The following is a 23,909-nucleotide window of genomic DNA, read 5'->3' on the forward strand; positions in this document are numbered from 1 at the left end:
TGCTTCGACACCTCCGAGAACATGGGGGAGACGTGAGCTCGTCGCACGCCCGTAACCTGATCGACGGCCAGTGGCACGACGGTCACGCCACCGGCACCTCCCTGGCCCCGGCCACCGGCCGGCCCCTGGGGACCTACGCCGACGCCGGAGCCGTCACCGCCCGCGCCGCGATCGACGCCGCCCAGAGTGCCTTCACCACCACCTCCTGGTCCCGCGACCGCACGGCCCGCTCCCGGGCCCTGGCCGAATGCGCCGACCGCATGGCCGCACGGCACAGCGCGTTGAGCGCTCTTCTGTCACAGGAGAACGGCAAGCGCCTGCCCGAGGCCGAGGGAGAGATCGGCGCGGCCATCGCCAAACTCCGCTACAACGCCGCCCTCGCCCTCACCGACACCGGCCGTGCGGCCGAAACCGTGCCCGGCAGCTACTCGTTCACGCTCCACCAGCCCGCCGGCGTCGCCGCCGTCATCGTGCCGTGGAACGCGCCCGTCATCCTCGCCGTGCGCTCCCTGGCACCGGCCCTCGCCGCCGGCTGCACCGCCGCGATGAAGATGCCGGCGCAGACAGCGCTCACCAACGGGCTGCTGTACGAGATCATCGCCGGGACCGAAGCCCTGCCGCCGGGCGTCGTCAACGCCTTCACGGAGTCCGGCAACACCGGCGCACCCTTGCTGGTCTCCGACCCCGGCACCGACGTCATCAGCTACACCGGATCGGCCACAGTGGGCCGCGTCATCATGGCGCAGGCCGCCCAGCACCTGAAGGCGTGCTCCCTGGAACTCGGCGGCAAGACACCCATGATCGTGTGCGACGACGCCGACCTGGACGCCGCGGTGCCCGTGCTCACCTCAGCCGTCACCACGTTCGCCGGCCAGTTCTGCATGGCGGGCAGCCGCATCCTTGTGCAGCGCGGCATCGCCGACGCCCTGCGTACCCGGATGGTCGCCGCCCTCGACGCCGTGGTGGTCGGCCCGGGCGACGAGCCCGCCACCACGATGGGACCGGTCATCGACCGCGCCGCCGCGCAGCGCATCGACACCCTCGTCACCGACGCGAGCGCCTACGGCACGGTGCTGGTACGCGGCGGACTCCTCAACCCTGAAGGTGAGGACGCCTACCTCAGGCCGAGCCTCGTCGAGGTCGAGGATCCGGCGGCACCACTGGTCCAGGAGGAGGTGTTCGGGCCGGTCGCCACCTTCGAGGTCTTCGACGACGAGGACGACGCCGTGCGCCGGGCCAACGCCACCGAATTCGGGCTCGCCGCGTCCGTGTGGAGCGGCGACGTGGACCGGCCCATGCGCGTGGCGGCCCGCCTCGACGCCGGAACCGTCTGGATCAACAACTGGGGCATCATCCATGACCAGTTCGAGGAGGGAGGCATGAAACGGAGCGGCGTCGGGCGTCTCAACGGCGCCCGCGGGCTGACCGAGTTCCAGGAGATCAAGCACCTGGTGCACACCGTGCGCGTCGAGTGAACCCGCTCTTCGACCGTCATCGCCCGGGCCACAGCGGCCCGGGCGGGGCGTCGGGCCCGTCGGACTCGTCGCCCACCCGCCACAGCGCAGCCACGAACCCCTCAGCCTGCCGGGCCCCACCCAGTGCGGCACGCATCCGGTCCATGACGGCACCGGTGCGGGCCCGGCCGGCGGCCACCCCGGCGTGCCCTCCTTCGTGAGATCGAGGAGCACGACCGCATTCGCCGCGAGGACAACAGCGTCCGCATCGAGCGGCCCGACGGCAGCCCGCCGCATCCCCATCGCCGACATCCGCGACCAGCGCCGCTCCTGCTGACACCAGGAGTCAGCGGATGTGGCCTTGCGGCAGGGCTCGACGAGAGTGGTTTCCGATGACCCACCACATGGAGTGCGTGGCGATCCCCGAACCGGCCGCGAAGGGCTCCTGACCTGCGCTTTTACTCGTGCGCCTTATGTGCGTTGTGGGCGTCACAGGCGATATCTTGACGCTGAAATGACGCTCCTGACGCTCGTTGATCTTGATGCTTGACGGGTCGTCAGGTTGCCTCGTGGGCAGGTCGGGAGCTTCGTCGGGGTCTGTCGCAGGGCAAGCACTCGGCGAGGTTCTTGAAAAAGGGGCCTGCGGCGCCTGCATCCGGACGCGCCTCTCCCCACCCGACTGCGAGTCCCTAGGGCGAAGTTGATCAGGGGTGACAGCGTCGGCTTGGGCGCGCTCTTCGACTTGAAGTCCACGATGGATTGCTCACCGGTATCGATCCGGCGGATTCAGCCGGGGGCGCAGCGGGTCGAGCCGCATGGCATACGCCTCGGTCCGGTTCAGCCGATGTGCCTCATTGCTTCGGGCGCGGGCTGCCTGGCAGAAGCCCCGAATCTCGACGCTCGGCGAGTACTTTCGCATGCTGCTGCTCGCGTGCCCGGGCGATGGCTGTGTACCAGCGGCGGCGCTGCTCGACTTGGAGACCTTTCTGCTTCCGATCCTGACCTCCGCATCCGATCGGTCGGTGAACTCACCGTGAATACCGCGCCGGGCACGGCTGGCGCGGTGAACGTCGGAAACGCCGCCGCCGGCGGCGGCCAGGTGTCCAAGGCCAACGATTTCGCCTACGTCGCGGACGACGACGGAATCGGTGCCTGACCGGTCTCAAGGCCGAGGAGGTCCCTCATACATGAGGGGCCTCCTCGGCGGAGTAGGGGTTCACCCGCACCCGTGGCCTGGCAGGGCACGTGGAGATCTGGTGGCGAGACCGGCACCAGGGGAGGCAGCCGGTATAGGCGCTCGTGTGGGTCGCATGAGGCGCCGGGACAGCGGTCGGCCCGGGACCACAGCAGGGGTCGGGGTCTCGGGCCTGGGCTTCGGCGGTCAGCCCATTGAGCGGTATCCGGCGAAGTTGTCGGAGGCGGTGGTCTTCTTCTCCGGCCCGTCGGCGGTGTGGTTGGCGAACATCCGCAGTCGGCCGCTGCCGGCGGTGGTGGCCCACAGGTCCAGGATGCCGTTGTTGTCGGCGTCGGGTGCGGCGGTGAAGAGGGGCACGGTGTCGGTGCCCCAGTTCCACCCGATGCGGGTGCGGTGCGCGGGGTTGCCGATACCGATGCCGTCGGGTTCGCCGCCGTCGTAGACGTACAGTTCGCCGCCGGACGCCTCGTCCCGTACGAGCAGGTCGGGGCGCCCGTCGCCGTTGAAGTCGCCGGGTGCGCCGAGGGTGAGACGGTCCATGCCGAGGTCGCCGATGAGGACGGGGTCGCGGGTGGTGTCGAGGTAGCCGCTGCCGTCCCCGTAGTACAGCCAGGCGAACTTCCCGTCGTTGACGATCAGGTCGGGGTGGCTGGCGGTGTCGGGCTCCCCGTCGCCGTCCAGGTCGAGGGCGCCGTCCATGTCGCCGATGGCGGCGATCTGTCTGGCGCCGTCCTTCCAGTGGTTGTTCTCGGGGTCCTGGACGGTGAGTTCGGAGCGCTGGTAGTCGCCGGTGCGGCAGGCGGTGCAGGCGAAGCCGAAGCCGTTGTTGGGGTGCAGCCACAGCCGGTGCGGGCCGTCCTTGCCGTCGGGCCGCAGCGCGACGAGGTCTTCGTAGCCGTCGCCGCTCCAGTCGCCGCGGTGTGTGATCAGGGCGTCGTCCCAGGTGGTGTTGGAGGCGGGGCGTGAGTGGTCCTTGAGCGTGCCGTCGCCCTGACCCAGCCAGCGGTGCAGGACGCCCTTGCCGTCGATGCCCCACAGGTCGGCGTTGCCGTCGCCGTCGAGGTCGCCGTCCTTGTCGGGTTCGGACAGTCCGTTGGCGTAGAAGAGGTAGCTGCGGGTGTCCGAGCGGTTTCCGGCGCGGTCGACGCTGCGTACGTAGAGCTGCTGCGGTCCGGCCCAGGTGGGGGTGAGCTTCAGGGTGGCGTCGGCTCCCTCGGAAGGGGCCTCGACCTTGACGGGATCAGGCTTGGAGTCCATCCAGTGCTCGTAGGCGACGATGTCCTTCACGCCGTTGGCGGAGAGTGTGAAGGTGCCTTCGGCGCGGACCTCGCCGGTGGTGGCGGGCCAGCCCTCGTCGCCGTCGGGGAAGTCGGGCGAGCTGACGCCCGGCGGGGTGCTGGGCCGGTCGGGGTCGAAGACGAAGCGGCAGCCTGCCTTGCCCTTGGGGGTGTTCCACTCCGAGTACGCCTTGCCGTCCCAGGCGCGTACCTTCCAGGAGAAGTTGCCGTTCGCGACCTTCAGGTACGGCTTGAGCGCGGCGCGCGTGACCTTTGCCCTGGCTACGGAGCCGGATGGCACGGAGACGGTCTTCTCCACGACCAGTCCGCCGTCGGCGGTGTCCCGGTGGCCGGTGGGCCACAGGTGGAAGACGGCCTTGACGGTGCCGCCGTCGCGGTCCTTGACCTTGGCGTTCAGGGAGAAGTCGGTGTTGCCGATGGCGCCGTACGGCGCGGTGTCGCCGCAGCCCTTGCTGTTACGGGTGCTCACCGGCGAGGTGTCCAGACCCGAGGGGGTGTTGGGGCGCGTGTTGTAGGTGGTGGACAGGACGGCCGACTTGGCGGCGAACTTCTTCCACCCGTACACGTCCGACTCGTTCGTTGCCTTCAGCGCGAGTGTGACGGTCTTCCAGTGCTTGGCCGCCGCGTCCTTGGCCGCCTTGGTGGTGTTGAACGCGAGGTTCCCGGCGGGGCAGTTGCTGCCCCAGCCCTTGGCGTCGGTGACCGTATCCAGGGTGGCGCGCTTGGTCGGCTGCTTGTTCCAGGTGGTGCCCGGGCCCATGGCGGCGGTGCGCCACAGCTCGATCTTCTTCTTGGTGCACGACCACGACCAGGTGTTCTTGATGCGGAACGTCGACTTGGAGACGATCTTGTCGGTGCTCCACAGGTTCTTGGTGTTCAGCCGGAAGTAGGAACGGCCCAGGCCACCCGTGTAGTTCTCGTACCCGGCGCGTGCCGTGGTGGTGCCGCCGTTGAAGCCGGACCCGTTGTAGTACGAGGAGTTGGGGTTCTTCTTGTAGGCGATCGTCCAGGAGTGCCGGGAGCCGGAGACGGACGGGTCGAGGTAGACGGGGTAGGTGGTGTCCTTCCCGGTCAGCAGCTCGGCGTCCGGGGTGAGCGAGAGAGCGTCGTTCCGTACCTCGACGCCCATGAGGGCATCCCGTGCCTCCGGGCCCGGCTCGGGGCCTTCGCTCCCGTCGCCGGGCGCGGCGGCCGAGCGTGCGCGGGTCGCGGGTGATCCGGTGCTGTCCCACATCCGCGGGGCGGGCGCGGTGAAGACCTCCTGGCTTGCCGGGTTGGTGGCACGGATGTTGCCGTGGTCGTCCGCACCCACCTTCAGCCCGGTGGCCTTCAGGCCGAAGTCGAGCTTCTTGAGCTTCGGGTTCGCCGCCGCCTGCGCGTTCTTGACGGTCAGGAGCTGGCCGAATCCGGTGCTGTGTGCCTTGAGGGTGAGGTCGACGCCGTCCAGCACCTCGGGGTAGGTGACCGTGTCGCCCTCGACCTTCGCTTCGGGCAGCGTGCCGCCCCAGCTCAGTGCCATCGAACGGCCGTCGCGGACCACCGTGGCCAGCGGGCCCTTCCCGCCGGGGGAGAAGCGCATGCCGGTCTCTGTGGCGCGCGGGGAGTAGGTGCCGTCCTTGTTCTCCTTGAGGCCGGTGTCGATGTCGACCAGCTTGCCGCGCTGGGCGATCCACTGCGGTGTCGCGTAGGTGTCCTGCGTGAAGTCGCCCTCCGGGTTGGCGAACACCTGGGTGTACTCGGTGCGTTGGGAGCGCAGCTCCACCGGCTCGCCCTCGTCGGCGGCTCGTGCCAGGGCCCGCGATTCCTCCGGCGTATGCCTGGGGGCGGGTGCGGACGGCGGCGCCGCCGCCGCGTTGGGTGCGGCACTCAGCAGCGGTGCGGTGAGGGCGAGCACGAGCGTGGCGCCCATCGTTCTCGCCCGTCTCCGGTGTCTTCTTTCCGGCGTCCTACGGGTTTCTCTCATCACCTTTCCTTTTCTTCTTGTGCACATGGACAGAGAGGTAGTCGGAGCTCATGACTCACCGCTTGGGCAGATGGTTGTACTGGTAAACGAAAAAAATCAGCCAGAAGATAGGGAGTGACTCTTTCCTCTCGCTCCGTCATGACTGCAGGTAAAGTTGGTTGGCGCAAGACACCTGTAAAGGATATAGAGCACTTTTGGCGCATTAGGGGAAGCGTTTCATTGTCGCGTGGGCGCTATTTATAACGAAACGATCAACGATTCTTATTGGCCCTGGAAAATACCCGGAGCCGCTGCCTACGGTCCTTTCTGTTTTGTATATGTGAAGACGGTAAAGGGGCTGGGATGGGGCGGGCAGGGTCGGAGAACCGACGTGGCAGACGCACGGTCCGTGGCACGTGCGTGGCGCTCACCGCCATGCTCGTCACCGGGCTGCTCGGCGGGCCCGTCGCCATGGCGGCGTCACTGGAACTGCGGGACCTCCAAGAGCAGGACCCGGCCCCGGTCCGGCAGGTGACCCCGAAAAGATCCGACCGCACCGACGAGACGGCCGGCCACCCGTGGAAGCCGCAGCGCGGTGACTGGCCGCAAGCGGGCACGGCCGAGGGCGGCATACCCGGGCCCGGTGCCAAGGCGCGTTCACTGAAGGCCGGTTCACTCCCGCTGAAGCTGACCCCGGGCCCCCGCCGGGCCCGCACCGAGGCGGGCGGCCCCGCGCCGGCCCAGGGCTCCGAGCGCGCCCAGGCGCAGGTCCTGCCCCGCTCGGCCGCCGAGGCCGCCGGGGTGGACGGCGTGCTCCTCGCGGTCCGCGCGGAGGGACCGAAGACGGGTACCCGGACCGGCGCCAAGACGGGCGGCAAGACCGGCACCAGGACTGGTGCCAAGACCGAACTCGGCCTGGAGCTGGACTACTCCGGCTTCCGCGACCTGTACGGCGGTGGCTGGGCCTCCCGGCTCGCGCTCCACCGGCTGCCCGACTGTGCGCTCACCACCCCCGGCAAGCCCGGCTGTGCCCCCGGCCGCGCCCTGCCCACCCGTAACAACCCCCACGCCGCGACCCTTTCGGCCACCGTGCCCCTCACCATCCCCGGGACCGCCGAACCCACCCCCAAGACCGGTGCCGGCCGCGCACAGGCCGCCCCTCCCGTCGCCCCCGCCCCGGCCGGAAGCGCCGGCGCGGCCCGGACCGCGCCGCGCGAGGGCACGGTGCTGCTCGCCATGGCCGCCGACACCTCCGGATCCGCCGGTGACTTCTCCGCCACTCCTCTCTCGCCCTCGGGGAAGTGGACGGCGGGCGAGTCCGGCGGCGGGTTCGGCTGGAGCTACGACCTGGACACCCCCGAGGCGCCCGGCGGCCTGGAGCCCGAACTCTCCCTGGGTTACTCCTCACAGAGCATCGACGGCCGTACGGCGGCCACCAACAACCAGGCCAACTGGGCGGGCGACGGCTGGTCCCTGTCACCCGGCTTCATCGAGCGCCGCTACACGGCCTGCGAGGACGACAGGAAGGACAACGGCAAGGAGGGCAACAACCCCTCCTCCAAGGTCGGCGACCAGTGCTGGAAGAAGGACAACGCCACGCTGTCGCTGGGCGGTTCCTCCAGCGAACTGGTCAAGCTGAAAGGCGACGGCGCCGGCAGCGAGTGGCGCAAGCAGGACGACGACGGCACCCGCGTCGCCCAGCTCGCCTCCTCCGAGCGCGGCAACGGCGACAACAACGGCGAGTACTGGCGCGTGACCACCCCGGACGGCATCCGCTACTACTTCGGCTACAACAGGCTGCCCGGCTGGACCAGCGGCAAGGAAGAGACCAACTCCGTCTTCACAGCGCCGGTCTTCGGCAACCACGCGGGCGAGCCCTGCCACGCCTCCGCGTTCAAGGACTCCTGGTGCCAGCAGGGGTGGCGGTGGAACCTCGACTACGTCGTCGACCCGCACGCCAACGCCATGGCCTACTACTGGGCCAAGGAGTCCAACTACTACGCCCGCAACGTCAACGACACCACCGGCAAGGGCACCCCGACCGCCTACACCCGCGGCGGCTACCTCAAGCGCGCCGAGTACGGCCTGCGCTCGGGTTCCGTGTACAGCGAGAAGGCCGCGGCCAAGGCCGACTTCACCGTCGCCGAGCGCTGCCTGCCCACCAGCTCCTTCGACTGCGCCACCGCGAAGTTCACCAAGGCCAACGCCGCCAAGTGGCCCGACGTCCCCTTCGACCAGCACTGCAAGAAGGGTGACGACTGCAAGGGCAACGCCTCCCCGTCTTTCTGGTCCCGCAAGCGGCTCACCGAGATCACCTCCTCCGCGCTGGTGAACGACGCCTACCAGAAGGTCGACTCCTGGAAGCTGGCCCACTCCTTCCCCTCCACCGGAGACGGCACGGCACCGCCCCTATGGCTGAAGTCGATCACCCGCACCGGGCACACCGGCAGCACGTCCCTCACGATGCCCGCCGTCACCTTCCGCGGCCAGCAACTCCCCAACCGCGTCGAAGGCGCCGTCGACCCCATCCCCCCGTACAACCGCTACCGCGTGCACGCCATCGACACCGAGACCGGCGGCACGGTCGGCGTCACCTACTCCGAACCGGACTGCAAGGCCGGCTCCCTGCCCAAGCCGGCCTCCAACACCAAACGCTGCTACCCCGTCATCTGGTCACCACCGGACGCGCCGGCAGCCGACTGGGAACCGTACGAGGACTGGTTCCACGCCTACGTCGCCGACGAGGTCATCGAGACCGACAACACCGCCGGAGCCCCGGCCCAGCACACCTCCTACACCTACCTTGGCGGCATGGCCTGGGCCAAGGACGAGGACGAGTTCACCAAGGCCAAGCACCGCACCTACGGCGACCGGCGCGGATACGCCCGGGTCCGCACGGTCACCGGCACAGCCGACGACACCCGCACTCGCAGCGAGGCCCGCTACTTCCGCGGCATCGACGGCGCGAAAGTGGTCGACTCGGAGGGCCACGAGGTCACCGACCGGCCACAGTTCGCCGGCCAGACCCGTGAGGAAGCCACCTTCGACGGAATCAACGGCAAGCTGACCGAGGCCACCTCCAGCACGCCCTGGCGCTCGGCGCCCACCGCCAGCCAGACCAGGCCGGGACTGCCCGCGCTGGAGGCCCGGCACACCGGTGTCCAGAAGGAGAGCAGCCGGGAGGTCATCAGCGGCGGCAAGACCCGCCGCGCGGAGACCACCCGCACCTTCGACTCGTACGGGATGGTCACCTCCGAGTCCGACACCGGCGACACGTCCGTGAACGGCGACGAGGAGTGCACCAGAACCACGTACGTCCGCAACACCGACAAGAACATCCTCGACCTCGTCGCCGAGGAGAAGACGGTCGCCACCCCGTGCGGCGCCACGGCGAAGCCCGACGACCTGGTCTCGCTCAGCCGCACATACTTCGACGGCGCCGACAAGCTCGACGCCACCCCCACCAAGGGCGATGTGACGCGGACCGACGAGACCGATGACAAGGGCACCGGCACCCTCACCACCGGGACGGCCACCCACGACCGTTACGGCCGCGAGCTGACCAGCACGGACGCCGCGGGACACACATCCAGCACCGCCTACACCCCGGCCACCGGGCAGGCCCCGGCCAAGACCGTCGCCACCAATGCTCTCGGTCACACCCAGACCACCCACCTCGACCCCCGGCGAGGCGCCACCACCGCGACCGTGGACGCCAACGGCAAGCGCACCGACCTCACCTATGACGCACTCGGCCGCACCACCCAGGCGTGGGATCCGGGCTGGCCCAAGGCGGATCACGCCGCCCAGCCTTCGGCGTCGTTCGCCTACGCCGTCAGCAAGGACAAGCCGACCGTCGTCAGCACCAAGACCCTGCGCTCGGACGGCACTTACGCCTCGGCGTACGCCTTCTACGACGGGCTGCTGCGCGAGCGCGAGTCCCAGGCACCGGCCACCGGCAGCGTCGACGGGCGCGTCGTCACCGAGACCCTGTACGACACCCTCGGCCGGGCCTGGAAGAGCTACAGCCCCTACTACGCCGAGGGCAAGCCCTCCGCCACCCTGGTCACCGCGAACGACGCGAAGATCCCGACCTCGACCCTGACCCGCTACGACGGAGCCGGCCGCACTGTCGCGGAGATCCAGCAGAAGTACGGTGACGAGACCCGCCGCACCACCACTCAGTACGACGGCGACCGCACCACCGTCATCCCGCCCAAGGGCGGCACCGCCACCACCGAGGTGACCGACATCCACGACCGCGTTACCGAGCGGCTCTCCTACACGAACGCCGACCGCACCGAGTCCGTCAAGGCCACCACGGCCTACGGAAAGCACGGCGAACAGACCCGCTTCACCGACGCGGCGGGCAACACCTGGAAGTGGACGTACGACGCGCGCGGCCGGCAGATCACCGCTGACGACCCCGACAAGGGCGTCACCACCACCACGTACGACTCGCTCGACCAGCCGGTGAAGACCACCGACGCCCGCGGCATCACCCTCACCACCAGCTACGACGCATTGGGCAGGCAGACGGCCCTGAAGGAAGGCAGCACCGTCCGCGCCGCCTGGAGCTACGACAAGGCGGCCAAGGGACAGCCCGACAGCGAGACCCGCTATGACAAGGACGCCGCCTACACCTCGACCGTCGTCGGCTACAACGACCGCTACCAGCCCACGTCGACGACGATGAAGATCCCCTCGGCGGAAGGGGATCTGGCGGGCAGCTACACCTGGAAGTACCTCTACGACCAGGCAACCGGTGCCCGCACCCGTGTGGACCAGCCCGCCATCGGCGGGTTGCCCGCCGAACGCCTCGCCACCAGCTACACCCCCGAGGGCCTGCCCAAGTCCCTGTCGGCGGGTGGCGTCCCGCTGGTGGGCAAGACCACCTACGACACCCTCTCGCATCCGGTGCGTACGGAGCAGGGCCTCAACGGCCGCAAGGTCTACGAGACCCGCAACTGGGACGAACACACCGGCCAGTTGACCCGTGCCACCGTCGACGGCCAGGTCGCCCTGCGCATCGAGGACACCCGCTACACCTACGACCCCGCGGGCAACACCACCCGCGTCGCCGCCACCTCCAGCCAGGACGAGGCCGCCACCCACGACGTCCAGTGCTTCACCACCGACGCACTCCAGCGCCTGACCGCCGCCTGGACCACCGCCGATCCCGGCCAGTCCTGCGCCACGGCCCCGGAGAAGAAGAACGTCGGCGGCTCCGACCCCTACTGGCAGTCCTTCGCCTACGACAAGGCGGGCAACCGTACGAAGGAGACCCGGCACGCACTCGGCGCGGCGGGGGCGAGTGCCGGTGGTGAGGGCGCGGCGGACACGGTCCGCACCTACGCCTACGGCACCCCCGGCGGAAAGGCTCCCAACACGTTGCGCTCGGTGGCCACGACCGGCAGCGGTGAGGCCGACGAGTACGGCACCGAGACCTTCGGGCACGACGAGGCGGGCAACACCCTCTCCCGCAAGGGCGGCTCGCATGATCAGAACATGACCTGGGACGCGGAGGGCCGTCTGGAGACGGTCACCGAGGCCGGAGCCACCACCAGCTACCTCTACACCGCGGGCGGTGACCGCCTGGCGGCCCGTAATGCCGGGGCGGGCACCACCCTCTACCTTCCCGAGGGCAACGAACTGACCGCCCACGACGGCCAGATATCCGGCACCCGCTACTACACCCACGGTGACCGCACCATCGCCACCCGCGTCACCGGCCAGGGCATCTCCTACCTCTTCTCCGACCAGCAGGGCACCGCCATGGTCGCGGTCGCCTTCGGCACAAGCCAGATGGTCACCCGCCGCAAGCAACTCCCCTTCGGCGGCCCGCGCAACGGCGCCGTCTCCGGCGGCGGAAAGGGATGGCCCGGAAGCCGGGGCTTCGCCGGCGGGAAGACCGATCCCACTGGTACCACCCACCTCGGAGCCCGGGAATACGACCCAGACCTTGGCCGCTTCCTCTCCGTTGATCCGTACCTGATCGCCTCTGACCAGCGCCAGCACAACCCCTACCAGTACGGCGGCAACAACCCCGCCACCTTCTCCGACCCCAGCGGCGAAGCCCTGATGGAATGCGTCAGCGGCCAGTACAACTGCTCCTACGGCAGAGGCGGCCGGATCAAGAAGGTCACCTTCGGCAAGAACTACAAAAAAGTCACCCGCGCCGTCGGCGGCACCATCTCCCGCAACTACTGGGCCCAACGCGCCAACAAGAACTACCGCCACGTCTACCGCCACGGCCACGGCACCACCCGCCCCACCGCCCGCCAACTCTCCCGCGGCGCCAGCTACGCGGCAGCCCAACGCCGAGCAGCGGTCGCCAAAGCCAAGAGACGTGCTGACCGGAATGCCGCCAAGGCACGTGCCAAGCAGAACCAGAAAAATGAAGGGTTCTGGCAGGGGGTCTACCGCAAGACCCACTTGAAAGAGATTGCCGGTGCCTATTTTTCAGGAAACACAACCGGCGTTTGCGCGAGCGGTTCCGCAGGATTTGGCACCGGGGGTTCAGTGGGACTGTGTCTGGTCAGCACGCGCAGGCCTGACGGTAAGACCGACTACGGAATCAGCTTTTCTAAGGGACTGGAATCGCCATCGGTCGGCGCCAACGCCACAGTCGGACTGATGGGGAGTAATGCAGATGGCTTCGATCAGCTCAGAGGTGACGGCTGGGGTGGCAACTTTGCTGTCGGAGCCGGGCCAGCTGTATCTGTAAGTCACGAGAGGGCGATCGGAGCGGTAAATTCCCGAGGTGAACGGGTGGGAGCCACCGACATATCAGTAGGTGCCGGGGTGGGAGTCGAGGCGGGCATCTCAACCAGCACCAACACTCGGGTCGGCAGGCTCTTCACGCTAGGATGACCACGCAGCGCGGACGCCGTGTGATACTGCATGAACGGTAAGCTAGTGGGTGGAGTCGTGGACGTGTTCTGGATAGTTGCTCTAATTGTTTTCGCGTCTGCAGGGTGGGTCGTAGCGTTCGATTATCGCGACTCTGCCTATCGCTTGTTCAACTTCTACGAAAGGGTCACGATAGTAGGGGCGGCAACACCTCGCACGCTAAGATTCGTGGGCGCCGTGATCGGATCCTTGGGTACAATATGTGCGATCGTGGAAGTTGCGTCCCTCTTGTGAGAGGTGTGGCATCAGTCAACTCGCCGGTCCCCGGCTCCGTACGGGCCGGGGGGCTACCTGGAGGGATTGAAGGCCTCTACGGAACCGAGCGCCGGGATCTTCGGGTCGGTTAGGGCCCACATCTTCAGATAGTGGTTCTCTTGAAGCGCACCGCGCCACCGTCGGTGCTCTGTAGGTGGCAAAGAGCTGTGAAAGCGATCGTGTTGCGGCGAAACTCTTGGCTTGTATTTTTCGGGGTACTCATCCTCGGGCTCGGTATCGGCATGCTCGCCGCCATATGGAAGGTTACGGCGGTAAACGGATTCCGCATGGGCTGGCAAGGTGTGCCGGTATATCTGGCTTTCGCTGGATTCTTTGGGAGATTGGCAAGCTGTAAAGTGGTTCTGCGTGAGCAGACGCTTCTGGTGGTCAACCCTGTGCGGACTTATGTCATTCCGAAATCAGCGATCCAAGACGTCTCTGTCGGTGATGACGGGACGCTGGAAGTGTGGGTCAGCGAGGAGCAGGAAATATCGGTTTTCGCGTTTGGAGGATCTCTCGTGGACCGATTCAAAGGAACGAGTCGTAAAGCCGAGCAAAGAATCAAGTGCTGGCTTTCTCCTGGACTCATTGCAGGCGGAACCGAGGCAGCTCCGCGAGTCTCCTGGACTCGTTGCGCGCCAGCCGATCTGTCTTTCGCTCTTTGTGTGGCGATCGCAGGAACAGGCGTGATCTGGATGGCGATCACCGGTGGCTGAATGCCGGACTGCCCCGGTCATCTCCGAGATCGGCGCGGCGCCCGAGTCTGTTCGTGTGCATCGCCCCGACACGGTCGGCAGCGCGTGTCATGGGGTGTGCCGCGGCCTCTGGACGGAGCGGCGGGTTCCCCCCCACGTTGGTGGGGTGGACGCCGGATACATGAAGGCCCGCGGCGACTTCGAGGAGTACCTCCACGTTGGTGGGCGGGCCCTTCAGGGGCCGCCCTGGGGTGTGTAGTTGGCGAGGGGGGCGGGGGTTGCGCTGCTTGTCGGGTTCGTGGTCGTGGCGCTCGACGTGAGCACGGCGGCGGGGAGTGTCGTCACCGGCGGGCCGGGCGCCGTCTTCGCGGCTCTTGCCGGGGTATGTCAGCCATGCGTTCGTCCGGTCGCAGGAGGCGCCGGCGGCGCCTCCTGCGACCGGACTCCGAGCCAGCCGCTGGAGACGAGGCAGGTTCCTGGCCGCCGAACGCCGGATCGTTGATGCCGATCCCGGTGACGCCCGGCGCGCGGGGGTGAACACCGCTTTGGTGCAGGCGATGACGCCTGCATCGCCCCCGGGGAGGCCCCGACAGGGCCCCTTGGTCGGGGAAGGCCGGTAGACGGCGCTGCGAAGGGCATACGGTCGCTTCTCGCTTGCAGGGCGGGCTGTCAGATGCGCGAGGTGAGCTGAAGCGCCGGGCGGAACCGTTGGACAGTGGTGTCGAGCAGGCCGGGCCGGGCGGGTGCTTGCTGCCGTTGCGTGTGGGCCTCGGGCCGGGCAGGGCGGTGCTCGATGGCCTGCCGGTGTGCTTCGGTGGTGGTCCACAGGGCGTAGCTGAACACCCGGGTGCCATCGGTGTTCACGTAGAAGTGGGCGGAGAGCAGACCGTCAGGCGGCGGTGTGCCGATGGTTCTGCCGAACATCGCGTCCGCCGGCCGGTTCGCCCGCCCGGTGTCGGGGCCGTCGAAGAGGCGGGTGACCAGCACCACGCATCCGGCCTCGGCTGCCGGGCCGTAGGCGGGCGTGCTCTCGCGCCGCTTGGCCGCGATCACACCGGTCCGCTCGATGTCGGGGACGGCCGCATCAACCTCCTGTTTCCAGGTCAGGTCCTGTGGCGGAACTTCATCCAGGTCGTTCACCTGGGAGAAGTGCAACAGCGTGGTGCCATCGTCGGCGGCCAGCACGGTGTACGACTGCAGGCCGGGGCCCGGCCAGGGCCTCTTCCGCCATGCGTCAGCGATGGCTTCGGCCGTGGCCTGTTGCCGCTGCGGCGTGCCCACCTGCCAGGTACCGAACATCGCCGCCGGGGCGGTGACCGGGTCAGGTGCCGTATCGATGTTGAACGTCACTCGCGGCTCCCCTTGCTCTGCTCGGACATGTTCGTGCCGGTCCCGCCGGTCCCGAACGTATCGTCCCGCTTTGAGGATGGGCGCGCGTCGGTCGGAGGGCCTACGTCCGGGCTGGCCGGGCTGGCCGGGCTGGCTGGCTGGCTGGCTGGTAAGGCTGGCCGGTAAGGCCAGGAGCGCGCGCAGCCACCCCACCGTGGCCCGGTAACCGGTCCGCCCGGACTGCTCCGAGCGGACCGGGGCTCCGGCGCAGGCCTTATGAACGGTTGACGAGGAACATGACCGACGCCACCACGGTGACAGCAGCCATCGCGACGAGCAGCGGTTCTCCAAGAGCCGGGTGCTGATACGTGAGGTAGGCCAGCACGGCCGCCGTCAGCAAGACGACGAGCACGAGTGCCAGACCACCGGTACTGATGTGCATGTTGTGAACTCCCACAGGCCAAAAGCGATGGATGCTGAGGCGGCTCCGGAGCCGTGTGGGGAGAGCTTGAGGGGACAGGGGACTAGCCGCGCAACTCTCACGGAAACCTGTCAGGCAGCCCGCCGTCCTGCGATTTCGGCTCCGCGGACGGGATGCCCGAGAAAGCGCCTGAGCACCCCGCCACCCCGGTTGTGAACCTCCCCGCCCGTGAGAGAGGTATCGGCGCCACCCAAGAGGTTGCCCCCAGCCCTCGACCTGCCCTGTTACCCCCGGCCACGACCCAGCCGCCGCAACCAGCGGCGCAATCAAGGGAGACCAAGGGGGGCAACCGGTCGCTCCTGTGCGTCTCAGGACCGTAGGCGGCCACTTTTCAGGCTTGGCGGCCCCAAAGTTTCCACGTTGCCCGGCCGGCCTGATGACCCGTCGCTCAGACCGTGCCCCGGCCATGCGGCCGGGGCACGGGGCGGGCTACGGCTGCTGGTGACCGCGCGCAGTGCCCACCACCGCGGCGATGGCAGCAAGCCATTCGGCGCTGAGTCCCGCCTGCGCCAGGACACCGACAGCGATGATCACGATGATGACGACGGTGATGGTCCACCTCGTCGAGTTGCCGTGTGCGGTGCCGGGATACGGGGAACAGGCACAGCGAGGTACGAACACGTGCTTCTCCTTCCGGGTTCGCCTGGGAGAGGCCCTCGGAACATCAGGTTGGGAAGCCGGTAGGTGTTTCGAGGGCCTTCGCTTCGCAGGAAGACTGCTTCCCCGCGGCTGAGCGCCGTACCCCAACCGGCGAACGCCCAGCCCCCAAAGACAGCGCGTAGCCGGACTCCCCCTGCCACGGAGAGGGGGTTGGATCATTTCTCGGTCCTGGCGCCTTGAGGCTGCCGCCGCACAGTCACCGCCCACCTCACGCACGGAGCTCATGGGCGGACGGGGCGGAGGACCAGGGCCGCGAGGCCGCTTGGATGCGCCGTGGTCAGCGTGGCGGCCAGGAGCAACGTTCCTCCGGCGCGGACCGCCTCCGGCCACCAGGTGCCCCCGCGCAAAGCGGCTGTACTGGCATACGCCAGCGCCTGCGGGGCCAGCCTGACGCAGGCCGAGCGGCCATGAAGAACGCCCGGCACCGGGAGAGCCTGGCTGCGGCCGGACTGTCCCGGCCCCGCGCATCAGCTACGTGCGCGACTCCGCCGATCTGCGCGCGGCGCTGTTGGACCTCCGACAAGGATGGCTCCCGCCTCCATACCGATCTTGAGCAGGACAGCCAACACGACGCCACGCACTCCACCCTCAGCCGCCTGGCAGCAGGAAAAGAGACCGGGCAGCCCACAAAACAGTCCGTCGTTGCGCTCGCCACCGGCTGCGGGGTGCGGGGCGCCGCTCTCAACGAGTGGGCGCCGGCACGGGAGCGAGCCGAAGAGCGGAGGCCGGGATCCCCAAGCCGCCGGATGAAAATCCTCGGCCACAGTTCCCCCGAGGCCGCCCCGGAGCTGTCCGAGGAGGACTTGCACAGCAGGGGAGTGCCCCCCCCGGGAACTCGAACAGACCCAAAACACCCAACGCATGCGACAACGCGCCAGCACACGATCCCACTCAGAACATAAGGAGGAGGACCAGGGCAGAGCCGCCGAGTTCCACGAGGGGCCGAGAAACTCGACTCAGAGGACAGCTTTCACCACCTGATCGAGCCGGTACCGGGCGGGGCGCCCGGGAAACTCGGCCGTACGCACCCGCGTGACGTCGAAGCCCGAGGCCCGGAAAATCTTCGCGACCGTCCCCCCAGCCAAGGCTTGTGCGCTGGTGACCCACTGCTTCCACGTCCCAGGGTCCGTACTGCGCAGGTATTCGATGATGTCGGCGAGGGACACGACCTCCGGATCACCAGCCCGAGCGAACACGTCACGCAGTGACTTCGCGAGGCGCCGAGCAGCAGCGATCTCCGGGCGAGCGGGAAGTACCCCGTTACCTTTCTCGTGGCCCCGCAATGGGGCGTCTGGCCCCCGGGCCCGGTATGGCTGTGTGCCCCCTGTCGGAGTCGATGACCTGGGGGGTGTTGCCGCCGGGCTTCGGGGCACCGCTTGACCGCTGATGAGGGGCCTGACGACCGTCCGGTCCGGCGCAATGCCGGACCGCTTTTGGGCGGGGATGTCTGCGTAACGTGGTTGCCGGCGTGTGGTGCCGCAGGGACGGCCAGGATCGGACATGAGTGCACGTCGAGGGGGCATGCGAGCATGGTCGACACCGTCGGCACAGATCTGTTCCTCGGCCTTGACCTGGGCAAGGAGTTCCACCACGCCCGCGGTCTGACCGGGCAGGGCAAGACCGTCCACGACAGACGGCTGCCCAACACCGAACCGAAGCTGCTGGAGCTGTTCACCAAGCTGGTCGCGAAGTTCGGCACCGTCCTGGTCGTGGTCGACCAGGTCGCCAACATCGGTGCCCTGCCCATCACCGCGGCCCGGGCGGCGGGCTGCCGGGTCGCCTACCTGCCCGGTCTGTCGATGCGGCGGGCCGCCGACCTCTATCCGGGCGAGGCCAAGACGGATGCCCGCGACGCCTTCGTGATCGCGGACACGGCCCGCACGATGCCGCACACCCTGCGGGCGATCGACCGGGACGAGGAGACGCTGGCGGCGCTGACCATGCTCACCGGCTACGACAATGACCTGGCCGGCGAGGTCAACCGCACCACCAACCGGCTGCGCGGCCTGCTCTCCCAGATCCACCCCTCCCTGGAGCGTGTCCTGGGCAAGCGGCTGGCCTACCCCTACGTCCAGGCCCTCCTGGCCAAGCACGGTTCCCCCGCGAAGATCAGGAAGCTGGGGCGTGCCCACTGCGAGGCCCTGCTCAAGGCACACGGCTCGCGCAAGGCCGCCCACCTCACCGCCGAGATCTTCGAGGCGCTGGCCGAGCAGACCCTCGTGGTCCCGGGCACCGAGACCTCCGCGCTGATCGTGCCCGGCCTGGCCGCGCAGCTCGCCGCCGCCCACACCCAGCGCCATCAGGCCGAGCAGGAGATCGCCGCCCTGCTGGAGGCCCTCCCTCTTTTCCACCTCCTGACGTCCCTGCCCGGCATGGGCGTCAGGACCACGGCTGCGGTGATCGTCGCGGTTGGTGACGGCACCACCTTCCCCACCGCCGGGCACCTGGCCTCCTACGCCGGACTCGCCCCCACAACGAAGTCCTCGGGCACCTCCATCCGCGGCGAGCACGCACCCCACCGCGGCAACCGGCTCCTCGAACGCGCCCTGTTCCAGGCCGCGTTCGCCGCGATCGGCTGCAAGACGGACCTGTCCTCCCGGATCTACTACGACCGCCGGCGCGCACGCGGCAAGACCCACACTCAAGCGATCCTCCGCCTGGCCCGCCAGCGCGTGAACGTCATCCACGCGATGATCCGCACCGGCGCCCTCTACGAACCACGCACCCCCCACGACATCGACCTCGCCGCCTGACGCCTCCACCGCCCTACCCTCCAGGCCCCATCACGCCCGCGCACCGGCACGGCCCTCCGGCCCTGCCGACCACCGGGCTGCCCACCCGCCACCCGATCCGCCGGGAACACCCCGCCTCGCAGGGCGTTCCCGAAACCATCGCGAACCCCGCGAACCGACCCCACCAGGATTGACGAAACAGATAGGGGCACCCCCCTGCCCGCCAGGTCATCACGCGGGAACTCACGATCACCGAGGCCGACAGCAACGGTGGCGACCAGCGCCACCGGATGGTCCTCACCGAAGCCGAACCACTCGCCGTACTTCCGGTAAGTGGCAAAGCGCCGGTGCAGGGCTCGTTCAAGGGCCATCCCGCCGCGCATCTGCCACATGAGGTGAAGCGGCACCGGCGAGCCGACTTGCAGACCACGGAGACGGCCGACCAGACCGCTCGTTGTCCCGATCGCGACGGAACGGGCAGCGAACGAGCCGACAAAGGAGACCCACAAAACATTCTCGGACGTCCTCTGTACCAACTGCCCCACCCCGTCTCTCACAGCCAGGCGCCTCGTCATCGTGCCGTTCGAGTTATTGGACAACATGGCTCGACACAGCCCCAGGTGCGGAGACGCCCGGGACGGCGGTGTTCGAGAACCGATTGAAAGCTCCGGGCACTCGAACACGGACGGCACAGTGGACGATGCGCCGGGCCCGGGCGGAGAAGTCCGGCCGCCAGACCGTGCCGCAGTACCTGGAGAGCGCACAACCGGCGGACATCGGGGCCCGCCCTACAGCTTGATCTGGGCTACCTGCTCGACCATCTTCCCAGCCGCGTTGAGGATGCCCTGCCCGAGATCAGTAGGAGCGAGGAGCAGGCCCAGCAGCAGCACGATGACGACGGTGAGCTTCTCGTCGACGCGACTGCGGGCCTCGGTCCTGCGCCGCAGCCGCACGACGACGATGACCGCCAAGAGCACCGCCATATTGATCGTCAGCACCTGCCCGCCCCCCTGCGCACTGTCGCCGGTCCCCTCCTTGTAAGGCCCCCGGGTGATCGGCCGCACGTCTTCCGACGCAGTTGGCGCTGAGCGCCCCACGTTTGACCGGATATAACAGCGCGCCGGGCATCACCACCGGCGCCCCGGAGCGCCATACCGCCGTTTTCGAGGTCACAGCACAGGTACCAGTAGGAGTCACACCAGGGGGCACATCAAAGGGCACACCCGCCTGCGGACGAACAGCGGAACCAGCCCAGGCCAGGCCCCGTGGTAAGCGGCACCGAGGAGCCCGACAACTCTCCAGAACGCACCAACGGAGACGGACGAGGGGCGGGAGCGAGCAGGCGAAACGGGAAGCGGGCCCCGCCGCCCGCCACGACCGGGCGACATCGAGCCGGTGACACCGCACGAGCCGCGCCGATAGGCGTGGCGCCCACAAAAAAGGCGGGGGGCGGGCATGGCGAAAGCGTGGACGCTGCCACCGCACGAGGTGCGCCGCCGCATGGCCTGCTCGAAGCCGGCGCCCACTGACACGAGCGGCGAGCGCCGGCCGTTCCGCACCGCGCGCAGCTGCTCCCAGTCGATCTCAGGACGGGCGGGGCAGCGCCGTCGGCGTATGCCGTGGTGTTGGTACCGCTGGTCCGGCGCGCGCTGGCAGCCCGACGAGCATGAAAGCGTCGTATGGGCGGTCGGCGACATGGCCGAAGAACTCGCCACCACCGATCCGACCGGCACCTACACCGACGCCGAAATGCGCCGCGAACGCAAACGCGCCATGTCCACCTCCGGCATCAAAGCCGTTCTCCAACAGGCCCGCGCCGCCCGCGGCATGCGCCTGGACGCCTCCCTCCTGGACGCCGACCCCTACAAGCTGTGCACGCCCGGCGGCATCGTCGACCTGACCACCGGCAGTCTCCAGCCCCCCGACCCCGGACACGACTTCCACTCCCGCAGCGCCCTCACCGCCCCCGAGCAGATGCCCACCCCACGCTGGGACCAGTTCCTGGCCGACACCTTCGGCCAGGACCCTGAAGGCTGCCAGATGATCCGCTACCTGCACCTGCTGCTCGGCTACTCCGTTACCGGCGACGTCGGCGCCCAGGTCCTCGCTTTCCTCTACGGCCAGGGCAAGAACGGCAAGCCGGTCCTGCTGGACGTCATCGTCGAACTCCTGGGCGACTACGCGGACGCCGCCCCGCCCGGCTTCCTGATGGCGAAAACCTTCGAGAGCCACCCCACCGGCCTCGCCGAACTCCACGGACGCCGTGTCATCGTGTGCAGCGAACTGAAGGCCGGTGACCGCTTCGGCGAATGCCGCGTCAAACTGCTGACCGGCGGCGACCAGCTCAAGACCTGCCGCATGCGGCAGGACTTCTTCTCCTTCACCCCCCCACAAGCTCTTCCTGCTGGGCAGCCACCGCCCCGGAGTCGGCGCCGGCGGCTACGCCTTGTGGCGCCGCATGCGCCTGATCCCCTTCGAGCGGATCAGCCCCGACGAACGCAAGATCGATAACCTCGCCGGCATCCTGGTGCGCGAGGAAGGCCCCGGCATCCTCGCCTGGCTCATCGGCGGCGCCCGCCGCTACCTCGCAGGCGAGAAAGACCTCACCGGCCCCGAACGCGTCCGTGTGGCCACCACCGCCTACGCCGAGACCGAAGACCACATGGGCCGCTTCCTCACCGAGACCTGCAAGACCGCCCCCGGCCTCCGCGCCGAACACAAGCACCTCTACCTGGCCTGCCGAACACAAGCACCTCTACCTGGCCTACTGCCGCTGGTGCGAGAGTGGGGGAGCAACTCCCGTATCCAGCCGCGCGTGCGCCGCACGCGTCCGCGACACGCTGGGTATGCGTTCCCCCAAGGAGATGGCCGCCTCGAAGCAGGAGAAGTTCTACCCGGCATCGGCCTGATCGCCGACACCCCTGACGGGGAGACCCCGTGAGGGCGCTCATCGGCCCCGAAGACCTCGCCCACGAGGAGGCACTCGTCCGGCTCGCAGACACCGACGGCCTCGACTACGTCCGCCAGTCCCTCGACCGCGTCTCCTCCCGCCGCCGCCGGCCCCCTACCACCGCGACGCCCGCCTCGTCGGCTACGCCACCCTCACCAAGGACGCCAAACCCTCCCGCGCCTCCGGCACCTGGCTACGCCGCGTCTTCCGGCTCGCCCCCCACGACCGCGACCAGGCGCCCCCGAGGGCCTGTACGCCACCGGCGGCCCCCTCCGAAGCCGTCGACTCCCGCACCTTGGAACCGACCGTCAAGGGCTACAAGACCGAACGCTGCGAGGGCGGCCCCGTCTCCGACGCCATGCGCGAGATGGGCACAGAGCTCCCGCGGGTCTAGGAACCGAACAGGGCCTCCGCCCTCCGCCCGTCCTCGGCTTGAGTCGCTCCGGTCGCTGTCCGCCGAAACGCCCGCGCTGCGGGGCGCTCAAGCCCCTGCAGCTCCATACGTGCTCCCGTCGCTTCAGTCGCTGGGATACCGCGCGACGGTGGCGGGCCGCCGCTTCACGACGACCACCGCCCGCACCTGCGTGACAGGACCCCAACTCCAGCCGCAGTGCCGAAACCCTCCGCCCCGGCACGGGTCGCCCGCCCGGTTCGAAGAACCGCCGTCCCACGAACCGCTACGACGTGGGCCTACTCCTGGCCACTGGCGAGTCCTACCGCAGACTGGCCCACCACAAGACCGGCACCAAACCACGCCGAACTGGATAAATCACAAGCTCACACACGGCAGGACGCGATCGACGCCCTGCGCCCCGACGGCGTCCTGCTGCTGCCGGACGCGGACGAGGACCTGTGGAACGAGGACTACCGCGCCCTCGTCACCCTCGCTTTCCCAGTGACTTCCGAAGCCACCGCGAAGCGGCATCCCTAGAAAGCGACATGGCCAGTCCGAGGTCGAATTGAGGAGGCACCATGGACCCATCGGCGTCACCGTTGCGCTGCGGCGTGCTCGGCTGTGCGGACTTCGCCCGGCGACGCATGCTGCCCGTCCTCGCCGCCGAGCCCGGCATCCGGCTGATGCGCGTCGCCAGCCGGGACGCGGCGAAGGCCGCCCGTTTCGCGGAGGAGTTCGGCTGCGAGCCGGTGCTCGGGTACGACGCGCTGCTAGCCGCACCGGACATCGACGCGGTCTATCTCCCGCTTCCCCCGATGCTGCACGCCGAGTGGACCGAGAAGGCGCTGCGGGCGGGCAAGCACGTGCTCGCGGAGAAGCCGCTGACGGCCGATCCCGGCAGTACGGAACGACTGTTGCGGCTGGCCGCGGAACGCGGGCTCGTGCTGCTGGAGAACGTCCCGTTCCCGCATCACGCGCAGCACGCGGCTGTACGCGCTCTCCTGGACGACGGGGTGATCGGCGAGGTCCGGGGCATGGCGAGCGCCTTCACGATCCCGCCCCGGCCCGACGGCGACATCCGCTACCAGCCGGAGGTGGGCGGGGGAGCCCTGCTGGACCTCGGGGTCTATCCGATCCGCGCGGCCCTGCACTTCCTCGGCGCCGACGTGGAGATCATCGCCGCCGTCCTGCGCTCCCGCGCTCGGACGGGCGCCGTCGACTCCGGCCGGATCCTGGCGGTCGCCCCGGGCGGGGTGACGGCCGACCTGGAGTTCGGGATGGATCATTCCTACCGGACCAGTTGCGAGTTCGCCGGCAGCATCGGCCGGCTCCGGCTTGACCGGGTGTTCACCCCGCCGCCGGACCACCTGCCCGTCGGACGGGTCGAGCGCCAGGACCACCGCGAGGAGATCGTGCTGCCCGCCGACGACCAGTACGGCGGCCTCGTACGCCACTTCGTCCACGCGGCGCGCACCGGCACCGGCACCGGCACCGAGGCCCGGGCGGACGCGAGCATGCGGCAGGCCCGGCTGGTGCGCCAAGTCGAGGACAAGGCCGTGCGCGTCACGGTGTGAAGTGGCGTGAAGCAGCGTGAAGTGCCGGCGTCGTCGCA

The 23,909-nt window shown here is 68.9% G+C and carries 15 protein-coding genes and 1 pseudogene; 9 read left to right on the forward strand and 7 right to left on the reverse strand.

The window, feature by feature from the left end; translation table 11 throughout:
• Nucleotides 1–32 precede the first annotated feature (32 nt).
• Entirely contained in the window at nt 33–1,475 is a 1,443-nt protein-coding gene (locus tag NMN56_RS33945; protein ID WP_274047133.1) for an aldehyde dehydrogenase family protein, read from the forward strand.
• A 16-nt stretch (nt 1,476–1,491) separates the two neighbouring features.
• Here the strand turns inward: NMN56_RS33945 and NMN56_RS33950 are convergent, their stop codons facing one another.
• Nucleotides 1,492–1,653, reverse strand: a complete 162-nt coding sequence (locus NMN56_RS33950; protein ID WP_274047103.1) for a hypothetical protein — start codon at nt 1,651–1,653, stop codon at nt 1,492–1,494.
• Nucleotides 1,654–2,178: 525 nt separating this feature from the next.
• Between NMN56_RS33950 and NMN56_RS33955 the strand changes: the two genes are divergently transcribed.
• Nucleotides 2,179–2,610: a hypothetical protein gene (locus tag NMN56_RS33955; protein ID WP_274047102.1), complete on the forward strand. Its 432-nt coding sequence runs from the start codon at nt 2,179–2,181 to the stop codon at nt 2,608–2,610.
• Nucleotides 2,611–2,835: 225 nt separating this feature from the next.
• Here the strand turns inward: NMN56_RS33955 and NMN56_RS33960 are convergent, their stop codons facing one another.
• Nucleotides 2,836–5,856 carry an FG-GAP repeat domain-containing protein gene (locus tag NMN56_RS33960; protein WP_274047100.1) on the reverse strand — a complete coding sequence of 1,007 codons (3,021 nt, stop codon included), beginning with the start codon at nt 5,854–5,856 and terminating at the stop codon, nt 2,836–2,838.
• Nucleotides 5,857–6,309: 453 nt separating this feature from the next.
• On the opposite strand from NMN56_RS33960, the gene NMN56_RS33965 reads away from it, so the two are divergent.
• Entirely contained in the window at nt 6,310–12,762 is a 6,453-nt protein-coding gene (locus tag NMN56_RS33965) for an RHS repeat domain-containing protein (protein ID WP_274047099.1), read from the forward strand.
• A 461-nt stretch (nt 12,763–13,223) separates the two neighbouring features.
• Nucleotides 13,224–13,772 carry a hypothetical protein gene (locus NMN56_RS33970; RefSeq protein ID WP_274047098.1) on the forward strand — a complete coding sequence of 183 codons (549 nt, stop codon included), beginning with the start codon at nt 13,224–13,226 and terminating at the stop codon, nt 13,770–13,772.
• A 648-nt stretch (nt 13,773–14,420) separates the two neighbouring features.
• Here NMN56_RS33970 and NMN56_RS33975 read toward each other — a convergent pair.
• From NMN56_RS33975 to NMN56_RS33990, 4 genes are all read right to left on the reverse strand, one after another.
• Nucleotides 14,421–15,101, reverse strand: coding sequence for an antibiotic biosynthesis monooxygenase (locus tag NMN56_RS33975; protein ID WP_274047097.1), 681 nt, complete (start codon nt 15,099–15,101; stop codon nt 14,421–14,423).
• Between the two features lie 253 nt (nt 15,102–15,354).
• Complete coding sequence (locus NMN56_RS33980; RefSeq protein WP_274047096.1) at nt 15,355–15,522, reverse strand: hypothetical protein; 168 nt, start codon at nt 15,520–15,522, stop codon at nt 15,355–15,357.
• A gap of 468 nt (nt 15,523–15,990) precedes the next feature.
• Nucleotides 15,991–16,182, reverse strand: a complete 192-nt coding sequence (locus NMN56_RS33985) for a hypothetical protein (protein ID WP_274047095.1) — start codon at nt 16,180–16,182, stop codon at nt 15,991–15,993.
• 995 nt (nt 16,183–17,177) lie between these two features.
• Nucleotides 17,178–17,387 (reverse strand): hypothetical protein, encoded by a 210-nt coding sequence (locus NMN56_RS33990; protein WP_280842932.1) that lies wholly within the window; start codon nt 17,385–17,387, stop codon nt 17,178–17,180.
• A 363-nt stretch (nt 17,388–17,750) separates the two neighbouring features.
• Here NMN56_RS33990 and NMN56_RS33995 point away from each other — a divergent pair, with 363 nt between their 5' ends.
• A complete protein-coding gene (locus NMN56_RS33995; RefSeq protein WP_274047093.1) occupies nt 17,751–18,974 on the forward strand; it encodes an IS110 family RNA-guided transposase in 1,224 nt (407 codons plus the stop codon).
• Nucleotides 18,975–19,741: 767 nt separating this feature from the next.
• Here NMN56_RS33995 and NMN56_RS34000 read toward each other — a convergent pair.
• Nucleotides 19,742–19,951: a hypothetical protein gene (locus tag NMN56_RS34000; RefSeq protein WP_274047091.1), complete on the reverse strand. Its 210-nt coding sequence runs from the start codon at nt 19,949–19,951 to the stop codon at nt 19,742–19,744.
• A 457-nt stretch (nt 19,952–20,408) separates the two neighbouring features.
• Here NMN56_RS34000 and NMN56_RS43440 point away from each other — a divergent pair, with 457 nt between their 5' ends.
• The 4 genes and pseudogenes from NMN56_RS43440 (at nt 20,409) to NMN56_RS34020 (ending at nt 23,871) form a co-directional block, all read left to right on the forward strand.
• Nucleotides 20,409–21,464, forward strand: coding sequence for a DNA primase family protein (locus NMN56_RS43440; protein ID WP_430542781.1), 1,056 nt, complete (start codon nt 20,409–20,411; stop codon nt 21,462–21,464).
• Nucleotides 21,412–21,894: a hypothetical protein gene (locus NMN56_RS43445; RefSeq protein ID WP_430542782.1), complete on the forward strand. Its 483-nt coding sequence runs from the start codon at nt 21,412–21,414 to the stop codon at nt 21,892–21,894. The genes NMN56_RS43440 and NMN56_RS43445 overlap by 53 nt, the downstream gene beginning before the upstream one ends.
• Nucleotides 21,891–22,297: pseudogene (locus tag NMN56_RS34010) on the forward strand (DUF6009 family protein). The gene NMN56_RS43445 and the pseudogene NMN56_RS34010 overlap by 4 nt, the downstream one beginning before the upstream one ends.
• Before the next feature lie 578 nt (nt 22,298–22,875).
• A complete protein-coding gene (locus NMN56_RS34020) occupies nt 22,876–23,871 on the forward strand; it encodes a Gfo/Idh/MocA family protein (protein ID WP_274047090.1) in 996 nt (331 codons plus the stop codon).
• Nucleotides 23,872–23,909 lie beyond the last annotated feature (38 nt).

Origin of the sequence: Streptomyces iconiensis (assembly GCF_028657195.3) — a bacterium.
In the GTDB taxonomy this organism is placed as follows: Bacteria; Actinomycetota; Actinomycetes; order Streptomycetales; family Streptomycetaceae; genus Streptomyces; species Streptomyces iconiensis.

What these genes read in the sequence shown, in the direction of transcription:
- NMN56_RS33960 (WP_274047100.1), bottom strand. Translation starts at nt 5,856, where the DNA reads ATGGGCGCCACGCTCGTGCTCGCCCTCACCGCACCGCTGCTGAGTGCC.
- NMN56_RS33980 (WP_274047096.1), bottom strand. Translation starts at nt 15,522, where the DNA reads ATGCACATCAGTACCGGTGGTCTGGCACTCGTGCTCGTCGTCTTGCTG.
- NMN56_RS33995 (WP_274047093.1), top strand. Translation starts at nt 17,751, where the DNA reads ATGGTCGACACCGTCGGCACAGATCTGTTCCTCGGCCTTGACCTGGGC.
- NMN56_RS43440 (WP_430542781.1), top strand. Translation starts at nt 20,409, where the DNA reads ATGGCGAAAGCGTGGACGCTGCCACCGCACGAGGTGCGCCGCCGCATG.
- NMN56_RS43445 (WP_430542782.1), top strand. Translation starts at nt 21,412, where the DNA reads ATGCGCCTGATCCCCTTCGAGCGGATCAGCCCCGACGAACGCAAGATC.
- NMN56_RS34020 (WP_274047090.1), top strand. Translation starts at nt 22,876, where the DNA reads ATGGACCCATCGGCGTCACCGTTGCGCTGCGGCGTGCTCGGCTGTGCG.